The following is an 11,759-nucleotide window of genomic DNA, read 5'->3' as shown; positions in this document are numbered from 1 at the left end:
TGTCCGATAACCCCTATATACGCATCGATGTGCGCGCTTTTGTGCTGCGCAAAATCGACCGCACATTTAGTTAGTTTTAGTCCGCGTAAGAAAGCTAGAGATTTATGACCGTTGAAGAGCTTCGTGGCTGGCTGCGCACCTGGGTTGCGCAGACCACCGGCCTATCAGCTGAGGAAATCACGGACACCAAACCGTTGGAGAATTTCGGGCTGTCCTCGCGTGACGCAGTCGTCCTCTCCGGCGAGTTAGAAAACCTCCTCGGGATTAAGCTCGAGCCCACCGTGGCCTACGAGTACCCCACCATTGCGCAGCTGGCCGAGCGCCTTGTCAACGGCGCGGCCGGCACCTCGGCAGAAAGCGCGCCGCGTGAGGCTTCGCCGCGTTCTGCTTCCCTCGCGGGCGGGGATATCGCCGTCATCGGCTATGCCGGCCGTTTCCCGGGAGCCAAGAACGTCGACGAGTTCTGGACCATGCTCGTCGAGGGCCGCGCGGGCACCGGCCCGTTGCCCGTCGGGCGCTGGTCGGAGTACTCCTCCGACCCAATTACCAGCGAGAAGATGGAGCAGCAAAACACCGACGGCGGCTACATCGAGGACATCGCCTCCTTCGACGCCGAGTTCTTTGGCCTCTCCCCACTGGAGGCGGCCAATATGGACCCGCAGCAGCGCATTCTCCTCGAAGTGGCGTGGGAGGCCCTCGAGGATGCCGGCGTGCCTGCCAACCAGCTGCGCGGCACCGCCACCGGTGTCTACATGGGCTCCACCAACAATGACTACGGCATGCTCATTACCGCCGACCCGGCTGAGATGCACCCTTATGCCATGACGGGTACCTCCTCAGCGATCGTGGCTAACCGCCTTTCCTACGCCTTCGATTTGCGCGGCCCTTCCCTCAACGTGGATACCGCGTGCTCGGCTTCCCTCGTCGCGGTCAACCAGGCGGTGAAGGATCTGCGCGTGGGTGCGGCCGATACGGCCCTCGCCGGCGGCGTGAACATCCTGGCCTCGCCGCACGCCTCCATCGGCTTTAGTGAGCTGGGTGTCACCTCGCCCACCAGCGCCATCCACGCCTTTTCCGATGATGCCGATGGCATCGTCCGCGCGGATGCGGCGGGCGTGCTCGTGCTCAAGCGCTTGGAGGACGCCGAGCGCGACGGCGACACCATACACGCCGTCATCAAGGGCTCCGCGGTCAACTCTGACGGCCACTCCAACGGCCTGACCGCCCCCAACCCAGACGCGCAGGTCGACGTCCTCGAGCGCGCCTACGCCGACGCCGGCATCCGCCCGCAGGACGTGGACTACGTCGAGGCCCACGGCACCGGCACCATTCTCGGTGACCCCATTGAAGCCACCGCGCTCGGCCGCGTGTTGGGCCCGGGCCGCCAGGCCGCCAACCCGACCCTGCTCGGCTCCGCCAAGACCAACATCGGCCACTCCGAGTCCGCCGCTGGCGTCGTGGGCCTCATCAAGGTCATCGAAGGCATGCGCCACGGCGTCATCCCACCAAACATCAACTACGTGGGCCCCAACCGCTATATCGATTTTGACGCAGAGCACCTCGAAGTGGTCGAGGATCCGCGCGAGTGGCCTGAATACTCCGGCCAGAAAATCGCCGGTGTTTCCGGCTTTGGTTTCGGCGGCACCAATGCACACGTCGTTCTTACGGATTACCGCGGGCTGACCCACCAGGATGCCCCGCAGGTCGCCATCGGCGAGGGCCAGCCAGTAGCCCTGCCGGTCTCCGGTTTGCTGCCATCCCGCCGCGCCGCGGCAGCGGCTCACCTGGCGGACTACATCGAAGCGGAGAACCCGAACCTGCTCTCCCTGGCCCGCACCCTCGCGCGCCGCAACCATGGGCGTTCGCGTGCGGTAGTAACGGCGTCGTCAAGCGAGGAAGCTGTCAAGCGCCTGCGTCAGGTCTCCGAGGGGACCGTCTCCGTCGGGATCGCCGCGGCGGATTCCCCGACGGTGCACGGACCAGTCTTCATGTACTCCGGTTTCGGCTCCCAGCACCGCAAGATGGCCAAGGACATGATCGAGATCTCGCCGCTGTTCAAGGAGCGCTTGGAGGAGCTTGACGCCATCGTCCAGCGCGAATCCGGCTGGTCCATTCTGGAGCTGGTGCACGACGACGCCCAGACCTATAACACCGAAACCGCGCAGGTAGCCATCACCGCCATCCAGATCGCGCTGACGGACCTGCTCGCCACCTTCGGCGTGCGCCCGGCCGGCGTTATCGGCATGTCCATGGGTGAAATCGGCGCGGCCTACTCTGCGGGCGGCATCACGGCGGCCGACGCCATGCTCATCGCCTGCCACCGCGCGCGCCTCATGGGCGAGGGCGAGGCTTCGCTGCCGGAGGACCAGCAGGGCGCCATGGCCGTCGTCGAGCTTTCCGCCGAGGAGATTGACGCCCTGCCGGGTTCCATCGAACCCGCCGTCTACACCGGCCCGGGCATGACCACCGTGGGCGGCCCGCGTGAGGAGGTCCTCGCGCTGGTGGAGCGCCTCGAGGGCGAGGGCAAGTTCGCCCGCGCGCTCAATGTCAAGGGTGCTGGCCACACCTCCGCCGTTGACCCGCTCCTGGGTGAGCTCTATGCAGAAATCGCTGGCATCGAGACCCGCCCGCTGCACACGACGCTCTTCTCCTCCGTGGACCGCGGCAAGGTCTACCGCCCCGGTGCGGTGCTGCACGATGAGGACTACTGGATCCGCATGACCCGCAAGCCCGTCTACCTGCAGGACGCGGCGGAAGCGGCGTTCGCGGCCGGCCACATGCAGATCGTGGAGATTTCCCCGAACCCGATTGCGCTGATGGGCCTGATGTCCACCGCTTTTGCCGCGGGCAAGGCGGATGCGCAGCTGCTCTACAGCCTGAAGCGCAAGGTGGAGCCCACCGAGTCACTTCTGGACCTGCTGGGCAAGCTCTACGTTGCTGGAACGCCGGTGGATTACACTAAGGTCTTTGGCTCCGGCGCGCTTGTCGACGCCCCCCATACCCACTTCCGCCGCCAACGTTTTTGGACCAATGCTCGTCCGTCTTCTGGTGTGTCCGGTCTGCCGGGTGCGCGCGTGAGCTTGCCGGAGGGCGCGGTGGCTTTCTCCACGAACGCCGACCAGGCGCCGAGCGCGCTGGCCATCCTGGAGGCTGCCGCCGAGGCCGTGACCCCGGGCGCCCATATCGCGGCGAGCGAGGAGCACCTCGACCTGCCCGCGAAGGGCGAGGTCACCACGATTGTCCGCCGCACGCTGGGTGGACTGTCGCTGGCGGTGCACTACGTGGACGGAGCAAGCACCAAGCTTGTCGCGGAGGGCTTTGCCTCGACTCTCAACCTTGCCGAACCCGCTGCGGCCCCGGAGCCGAGCCTGCCGCAGGCTGTGACCGCGCCGCAGTTCGCGGACCCCGACGTGGGCGCCGATGCCGTGCGCTGGGACCCGGCGACGGAGAGCGTGGAGGAGCGCTTGGCACTCATCGTGTCGGAGTCCATGGGCTACGACGTCTCCGATCTCCCGCGTGAGCTGCCGCTTATTGACCTGGGCCTGGATTCGCTCATGGGTATGCGCATTAAGAACCGTGTGGAGAATGACTTCCAGATTCCGCCGCTGCAGGTGCAGGCGCTTCGCGACGCCTCCCTCGCCGACGTCATCACCATGGTTGAAGAGGCCGTGTCCGAGCAGCCCGGTTCTGCCGCACAGGCACCGGCCGACGTGGCCGCTGAAGCTGGAACCGCGAGCACTGACGCACCTTTCGCGCTCACCGAGGCCGACCACACCGGCGCGAACGACACCACCGTGAGCGCGAAGGGAGGCGCAGATAAGCCGAACGGCGAAAGCGGCGGCATGGACGAGAACCGCGCAGGCGTCGGCGTCGCACCGCGCGATGCCTCCGAGCGTATGGTCTTCGGTACCTGGGCCACCTTCACGGGCAAGGCCGCGGCCGGCGTGACCTCTGCGCTGCCGCAGGTCAGCGATGAGGTCGCCGCAAAGATTGCCGAGCGCCTCACCGAGCGCGCCGGCATCGAGGTCACCGCACAGCAGGTCCAGGAAGCCGAAGCCCTGGAGAATTTGGCAGACCTGGTCCGCGAGGGCCTGGAGACCGAGGTCGAAGGCAATATCCGCGTGCTGCGCGAGGCCGATGGCCCGGCCGTCTTCATGTTCCACCCGGCCGGCGGCACCACCGTGGTCTACCAGCCGCTGACCCGCCGCCTGCCTGCCGATATCGCCGTCTACGGCGTGGAGCGCCTCGAGGGCAGCCTGGAGGATCGCGCCGCCGCCTATATCGAGGACATCCTGCACTACGCGCGCGGGCGCAAGGTCGTGCTCGGCGGCTGGTCCTTCGGCGGAGCGCTAGCCTACGAGGTGGCCTACCAGCTGCAGGAGCGTCAAGCTCGCGGCGAGGATACTGCTGAGGTTGCCTTTATCGCTCTGCTGGATACCACCCAGCCGGCTAACCCAGCGCCGAAGACACTGGAGGAAACCAAGGCCCGCTGGGGGCGCTACGCCGCCTTCGCCAAGAAGACCTATGGCCTCGACTTCGAGCCGCCCTACGAGATGCTGGAGACCGTGGGCGAGGATGCACTCATGGCCATGCTCGCGGAATTCCTTAGCTCCACCGACGCCTCTGAGCACGGCCTGTCCGCCGGCGTGCTAGAGCACCAGCGCGCATCCTTCGTGGATAACCAGATTCTGGGCTCGCTGGATATGGGACGGTGGGCGTCGGTAAGCGCGCCCGTCATCCTCTTCCGCTCCGAGCGCATGCATGACGGCGCCATCGAGCTCGAGCCTGCCTATGCGGAGATTAACCCGGACGGTGGCTGGGGCGTTATCGTGAAGGATCTGGAGATTGTGCAGCTGCCGGGCGACCACCTGGCGGTTCCCGACGAGCCCGCAATCGGTATCGTGGGCAAGCACATGGAGGAATGGATCGAGGAGAAGATTCGGAAGTGACTAGCACCGCTGACAAGCTAGCGGACCTACGCGAGCGCCTCGAACGCGCCCAGGATCCCGGCAGTGAACGCTCCCGGGCGCGCCGCGACGAGGCTGGGCGTTCGACTCCGCGCCAACGCATCGCCGCGCTTCTCGACGAAGGCTCCTTCGTCGAAACCGGCGCCCTGGGCAAGACCCCCGGTGACCCGGATGCGATTTACTCCGACGGCGTGGTCACTGGTCACGGCCGCATCAATGGCCGCCCGGTGTGTATCTACGCGCACGATAAGACCGTGTATGGCGGTTCCGTGGGCGTGACCTTTGGTAAGAAGGTCACCGACATCATGGATTTGGCCATCAAGATTGGCTGCCCGGTTATCGGTATCCAGGATTCCGGTGGTGCGCGCATCCAGGACGCGGTGACGTCTCTGGCCATGTACTCCGAGATTGCCCGCCGCCAGCTGCCGCTATCTGGCCGTAGCCCGCAGATTTCCATCATGATGGGTAAGTCCGCTGGTGGTGCGGTGTATGCGCCGGTGACCACGGACTTCATCATCGCCGTCGATGGTGAGGCGGAAATGTACGTGACGGGCCCGAACGTGATCAAGGAGGTCACGGGCGAGGAAATTTCCTCCCACGACTTGGGCTCCGCGCGCCAGCAGGAGCTCAACGGCAACGTGTCTGTCGTGGTGCCCTCGGAGGATGAGGCCTTCGACCTAGTTCGTGACTTGCTGGATCATTTGCCTCTGACCTGCTTCGACGAATCCCCGGTCTTCGATGCGCCTTCTGATGAGGAGGTAGCCCAGGACACCGAGCTGGATTCCTTCATGCCGGATGATACGAACGCCGGCTACGACATGATGGACCTGCTCACGCAGCTTGGCGACGATGACGATCTCATCGAAATTCAGGAAAACTACGCCCCCAACGTCATCACTGCCTTTGGTCGCATTGATGGCAAGGCCGTGGGTTTTGTGGCCAATAACCCGATGCATTCAGCGGGTTGTATCGATGCGGATGCCGCCGATAAGGGCGCGCGCTTTATCCGTATTTGCGATGCCTACAACATCCCGCTGGTCTTTGTGGTGGATACGCCGGGTTACCTGCCGGGCGTGGACCAAGAGAAGGCGGGCTTGATTCACCGCGGCGCGAAGTTTGCGTTTGCCGTGGTGGAGGCCACCGTGCCGAAGGTCTCGCTCATCGTGCGCAAGGCTTATGGCGGCGCGTATGCCGTGATGGGCTCGAAGAACCTGACCGGTGATATCAACCTGGCGTGGCCGACGGCCCAGATTGCCGTGATGGGCTCGGCCGCCGCCGTGGTCATGATTGCGGGCAAGCAGCTCGAGGCCGCCGAGACCCCAGAGCAACGCGCGATGACGAAGAAGATGTTCATGGACTTCTACGACGAGACCATGACCGCGCCCTATGTCGCCGCGGAGCGCGGATACCTCGATGGCATGATTAAGCCCTCCGAGTCGCGTCTAGCCCTGCGCCGCGCGCTGCGCCAGCTTGCCGATAAGCAAGAGAAGGACCTGCCCAAGAAGCACACCATCTCCCCGCTCTAGCGTCCTGGGGGTTAACTGCCTCCTGTTAGCTGCTCTCGGGATGCATGCTCACTGGGCGACCTAAGCCTCCGCCGCGCGCCCCAGGCACGGGGCGTAACGTTTGGGACCGTTTCGTACGATAGGCATAAAGTCTAGGAATTCAATCAAAGGAGAACCCCAATGCTTTCTAGCGCCCTTGACCTCGGTGGCGACATCATCAATCTCGTCATCATGCTGCTCAACCAGGCAGGCGTGAACGTTGGCGCCCTGAGCTCGAAGTAAGCCAGCGCTTCTAGCCCCTCCTTGTGGAGGGGCTTTTTAATCCCAGACCGGGCTGGGGATGGGGATTGGTGGAGCGCCGTCGGGAGGCAGCCATGCCATGCGGCCCTCAACTCGGTCGATGCGCCCGCGATATGTGGGTCGGGCGGGGTCATCGTCATTGATGGCGTTGTGATATTTACATAGCGGCACGAGGTTGTCGAGGTTGGTCGGTCCGCCATCCTGCCAGCGCCTTATATGGTGCATCTGGCACTCCGCGGCTGGTCGTGTGCAGCCGAGCCAGGCGCACGTCGGATGCTCTGCACTGAGCAAAAGCCGCTGTTTATCGTTGGCAAAACGGCTCCCGTAATACAGATTCACCGGCCCCTCGACCGGGTGGAAGAGCGAGACAAAGCCTCGCTCGGCAAACTGCGTGCGGAGAAATTCAGCGCCGGTCATGGTGCCGCCGTCAGTTGCTTGCAGAATAATATCGTCGCCCTCACCGCGCACAATCTTGTCCAGCTGCTCTAGTCGCACAATCACGTGCGCATGCAAGGCTGGCTTCGGTGCGCCGCCGCCGGAAAAGACTTCGTGGACGGCCTTCAGCAGGTCGTCGGAGGTGGCCTTAAGTGTGCCCACCAGATTGGCAATCGCGCGCGGACGGTCCGTGATGATGAGTTTGTGCATGCCTCCCGCACTGCGTCGCACGCGGACGCCGGGGCTAGGCTCGGGTTTAAGTTCCGAGAGTCTTAGCTTCGCCACGCACGCAATCTCGCCCTCGGGGGTCGAGCACAATTCCACTCGCAGATCCCAAGCTTGGCGTGAGTTTTTGACGCGTGCCACATGACGCTCAATCTGCAGCAGCGTATCCAGCGCATGGTCCGTCTCCCGCGCACGGCGCTGCTTGGCAGTGTAAGCAGTCTGGCCAAAATAAACGCGGTGAAGTCCTTCGAGCTGCCGCGCCATGCGTGGCGTCGCCCCCAGCGCGAGCATCTCCTCGCGCGTGTGGCCTGCGCACAAGGACACGACGTGCATGCCGCGAGCGAGTGCCCCGAGTAAGTCCCCCAACTTCATGGCTCACACCCTAAACCGGTCTGAAGTGCCCCGCAACCGGAGCGCTAAACACCCAGTTCAAACGCCCAACCGCAAGGCGTGAATGCGCCACTTCGACCGGAAAGTAGTCGTGACGCGTTGGACTCCAGCGGATGCTCAAAATGAAAGCAGGTCCCCGGAGTCGTGTAGGGCGAATTGGCAGTTGAAGCACAAACCTTAGGCGCGGGAGCGGGACGCAAAGGCCGCGATGGCTCGCCAACCAAAGAAGAATAGCGCCGACATCACGGTGGCCACGATGAGGAAGGACCAGTGCGGCAGGCGCCCGTTGACCAGCATCCACAAAGCCATGCCGCCGATGACGGCGCTCAGCCACACGACGGCGCCCTCCTTCCACAGGCCGCTTAGCTTCGTGGCCATGATGATGACCCAGCCGACGAGCGCGCCCACGGTCCACGGCCAGAAGGCATCAACCCAGGAGCTAAAACTTAGGCCACCATGCGCTAGGCGGGCGAGGATGGCGAAGAGTACGAGAGCGAGGACGTCGATAAGCGGGGCAACGCGCATTTAGGATTCCTTCCGGTTCAACGCCGCGTAAGAAAAGCCATCGCGGGCGTAGTGGGCGAAGTAAATGACCCATCCAATGATAGTGATGAGCGCAAAGGAAATAAGCCTGTAGATGATGGCGGCGGAGGTGGCGTGCACCACGGTCAGGCCTGTCGCCACCAGAGGGGTGATGAGCGCGGCCTCCACCGTGCCCACACCACCCGGGGTGACCTGCGCGGACCCAGCCAGCTTCGCAGCCAGGAAGGCCAGGGCCACACCGGCTAGTGTGGTGTCGTCAGCACCGGCGCGCAGCCACGGGATCTCCCCGGTTACCGCCCACACGGAAGCCCATAGCGCGGCCATATCGGCCAGGCGGTGAACCAGCGACGCCCCGGCAACTACAGCAAAGGGGCCGCGCGAAAGGTGGACCTCGCCCAGGTTGCGGACTTCTTGGATCGCGCGGTCCCGCTTCGGGCCGGGCCGCAGCTTGCGCAGCCAGCGCTCAAGGGTCACCGGGTGCGAGGTCAGCCAGAAGATGCCGCCGAGTGCCGCGAGCATGAGGGCGATGGTCGTGATCAGCGAACCCAAAGCCATATCTGCGTTGAGGAAAAACACCCCGCCCAGGCCAATGAGCGCGAGGAACATCGAGCTAATGATCGAGGACAAAAACAGGAAGTAGCTGCACAGCGCCACCGACGCGCCCCAGCGGCGCTGCACCTGGAAGGTGAGCAAAGCCGAAAAGGCAGGGCCCGCAGGCAGAGTCGTGGACCAGGCATTGGAGGCCAGCGTGATGGCGTAGGTCTCGCGCAGCGGCACCTCAACGCCGCCGGCACCGATGAGCCGCTTCATTACCTCCGCCATACCCGCGATGGACAGCAGCGCGAAGAACACCACCAGCACGACGGGGAAAGGTTCGGCGTGGCGCAGGCGGCGCAATCCCTCGGAGATGAAGTCCAGCTGGTCGCGGAAGAACCACGCCAGCGCGGCCAGAATCAGCAGGGAGATTATCCAGGTCAGCCAGTTCTTCTTCATTGACCATCCGTGGAATTGAGGCGCTTGACCAGCTCAGAGAAGGGGATGAGCTCCTCGTCAGTATCGGCGCTGCGGTCACCGCGTACGGCGGCTTCGTTCGCGGCGCTTGCCGACGCCCCCTCCACCTCGACCTGTTCAGCCGGAGTCACGGGGGAGTAGTGCGGTTCTGCCTGCTCGGTGGACCCAGTCGAAGAACGCGGATCGTCCCGCTCGCTAGTAACGGCGGGGGACGGCGCAGCCTGTTCAGTCGGTGTGGCCTCTTCGTTGTTCAGTACTGGGGCGGTGGGCGCCGGCTCGGCAGCCGGGGAGTTCTCGCCGCCGAGGCGATGGGTCAGGCGGGTGAGGAAGCGCGGGGCCCACCAGTTGTCCTCGCGTAGAAGGTGCATGACGGCGGGGACGAGGAGCATGCGGACGATGGTGGCGTCGATAAGCAGCGCAAAAATCATGCCGAAGGCGATGTACTTCATCATCACGATGTCGGAGAAGCCAAAGGCCCCCGCGACCACAATCATGATGAGCGCGGCCGCCGTGATGATGCCGCCGGTGTGCGCGGTACCCGCCGCGATGGCCTCGTCCGTGGAAGCGCCCCGGCGGCGGGCTTCTACCATGCGCGAGACTAGGAAGACCTCGTAGTCCGTGGACAGGCCAAAGACGATGGCGATGATGAGCACCAGAATCGGGCTCATCAGCGGGCCGGCGGTGAAGTTGAGCAGGCCGGAGCCGAGGCCATCGACGAACATGAGCGTCAAGATACCCAGCGTGGCACCCAGCGAGAGCAGCGTCATGATGATGGCCTTCAGCGGCAGGATGAAGGAGCCGAAGACCAGCGCCATGAGGAGGAAGGTGGCCAGCACCACGTAGAGGGCCATCCAAGGGAGGGTCTCAAAGAGCGCGTCGAGGGACTCGACCTCCATGGCCGGAGTGCCGCCGACATACAGCTCCACGCCCTCCGGCGCCTCGATGTTTTCGAGCTCGTGGACGATGCGTGCGTAGTCCTCGCGGTCTTGGATGCCGGTGCCGAGGACGGTGGTGCCGTCGACGGTCGCGGTCTTCGGGCCCATCGGCTCGGTAAGGCCCTGGATGGAGCGGGCTTGCATGACGACGTCGACAAGCTGCTCATTGGTCGCGTTCTTCACCACGAGCTTGACCGGCTCGGTGCGGAAGGAGGGAAATTGCTCGTTGAACTGGTCCTGCGCTACGCGCGCGTCCTGGTTGGGCGGCAGGTAGGTCTCGTTGATGCCGCCGAATTTCACGCCCAACACCGGCAAGGTCAGCGCGATGAGCAGGGCGCAGATGGCGGTGGTCATCACACCCGCGCGGTCCATGGCCCAGCGCGGCATCCGGTACCACCACGTGTCCTCGATGCGGCGCCCGCGCCGCGAGGTCTTGCGCACGGTCCACTTATCGATGTTGGGGCCCAGCATGCCAAATAGCGATGGCAGCACCGTCACCGACAGCAGAGCGGCCAGGCCGACGGCGGAGATGGAGCCGTAGGCCACGGATTTGAGGAAGGCCTGCGGGAAGAGGAAGAGCCCGGACAGCGATACGGCCACCATGGCGGCGGAAAAGACCACGGTTTGGCCGGCAGTAGCGGTGGTGATCGCCACCGCCTCTTTCGTATCGCGTCCCTTGTCCAGCTCCTCGCGGAAGCGCGAAACCATGAACAGGCCGTAGTCAATGGCCAGGCCCAGTCCCAGCAGCGTGACGACGGCCTGCGCAAACACGTTGACCTGCTGGAAGCCAGCCAGGATGGAAAGAATGCCCAGCGATCCCAAAATGGACAGCCCGCCCACGACGAGCGGCATGAACGCCGCCACGACGGAGCCGAAGACCACGAGGAGCAGCAGGCCGACGAGCGGCAGGGCGGCCTTCTCCGCGCGGGAGATGTCCTCGGCCATGCCCTCATCCAGCGCGTCGGCCACGGCGGTGGCACCCGCGACCTGCACGGGCAGCCCACTGGAGTGCAGAGAATCCTCAATGGTGCGGAAGTCCTTGAGCGTTTGCTCGCCGTCGCCCTTCAGGCCGATGGCGGCGAAGGCCGTGGAGTGGTCCTGCGTGATGAGGTTCGGGTTGCGCTTATCGAAGTAGCTGGTAACGGAGTCAATCTGTTCCGGATGCTGAGCCTTGAGGTCATCCAGAAAGGCCTTGGCCTCGGTGGCGTGGGCATCGGGATCGTCGAAAAGCAGGATGACGTCGCCGGAATTATCGCGGCCGAAGGTCTCCAGCTCGATCTGTGCCGCGCTTGTCGACGCCGCCCCCGGGTCCTCCCAGCCCTCCTGACTCATGCGCTCCTCGAGGCGGGTGCCGAAGCCGAAGAAGAGGCCAAGGATGAGACCCACGATGATGAGCGGGATGACCTTGCGGTGGGCATAGGAAAAACGGCCCCAGGAATAAAACATGC

Annotated in this window: 6 protein-coding genes; 2 read left to right on the top strand and 4 right to left on the bottom strand. The window is 64.5% G+C overall.

Annotated elements, in window-relative coordinates:
- Nucleotides 1-104: 104 nt before the first annotated feature.
- Both HMPREF2943_RS11375 and HMPREF2943_RS11370 read left to right on the top strand, forming a co-directional pair.
- Nucleotides 105-4,949, top strand: coding sequence for a type I polyketide synthase (locus tag HMPREF2943_RS11375; RefSeq protein WP_070711676.1), 4,845 nt, complete (start codon nt 105-107; stop codon nt 4,947-4,949).
- Complete coding sequence (locus tag HMPREF2943_RS11370) at nt 4,946-6,493, top strand: acyl-CoA carboxylase subunit beta (RefSeq protein ID WP_284847604.1); 1,548 nt, start codon at nt 4,946-4,948, stop codon at nt 6,491-6,493. Before HMPREF2943_RS11375 ends, HMPREF2943_RS11370 begins: the two co-directional genes overlap by 4 nt.
- A gap of 297 nt (nt 6,494-6,790) precedes the next feature.
- On the opposite strand, the gene HMPREF2943_RS11365 is transcribed toward HMPREF2943_RS11370, so the two are convergent.
- The 4 genes from HMPREF2943_RS11365 to HMPREF2943_RS11350 all read right to left on the bottom strand — a co-directional run bounded on the left by HMPREF2943_RS11365 (nt 6,791) and on the right by HMPREF2943_RS11350 (nt 11,757).
- Nucleotides 6,791-7,804, bottom strand: coding sequence for an HNH endonuclease signature motif containing protein (locus tag HMPREF2943_RS11365; RefSeq protein ID WP_070711674.1), 1,014 nt, complete (start codon nt 7,802-7,804; stop codon nt 6,791-6,793).
- 195 nt (nt 7,805-7,999) lie between these two features.
- Nucleotides 8,000-8,347 (bottom strand): DUF3054 domain-containing protein, encoded by a 348-nt coding sequence (locus HMPREF2943_RS11360; RefSeq protein WP_070443304.1) that lies wholly within the window; start codon nt 8,345-8,347, stop codon nt 8,000-8,002.
- Nucleotides 8,348-9,358: a lysylphosphatidylglycerol synthase transmembrane domain-containing protein gene (locus tag HMPREF2943_RS11355; protein WP_070711673.1), complete on the bottom strand. Its 1,011-nt coding sequence runs from the start codon at nt 9,356-9,358 to the stop codon at nt 8,348-8,350. It abuts the gene before it with no gap.
- Nucleotides 9,355-11,757: an MMPL family transporter gene (locus tag HMPREF2943_RS11350; protein ID WP_070711671.1), complete on the bottom strand. Its 2,403-nt coding sequence runs from the start codon at nt 11,755-11,757 to the stop codon at nt 9,355-9,357. The genes HMPREF2943_RS11355 and HMPREF2943_RS11350 overlap by 4 nt, the downstream gene beginning before the upstream one ends.
- Between the last annotated feature and the right edge of the window lie 2 nt (nt 11,758-11,759).

Source organism: Corynebacterium sp. HMSC072D12 (genome assembly GCF_001813925.1).
Classification (GTDB): Bacteria; Actinomycetota; Actinomycetes; order Mycobacteriales; family Mycobacteriaceae; genus Corynebacterium; species Corynebacterium aurimucosum.
The sequence above is the reverse complement of the archived record's forward strand: the minus strand, read 5'-3'. Positions and strand labels throughout refer to the sequence as shown.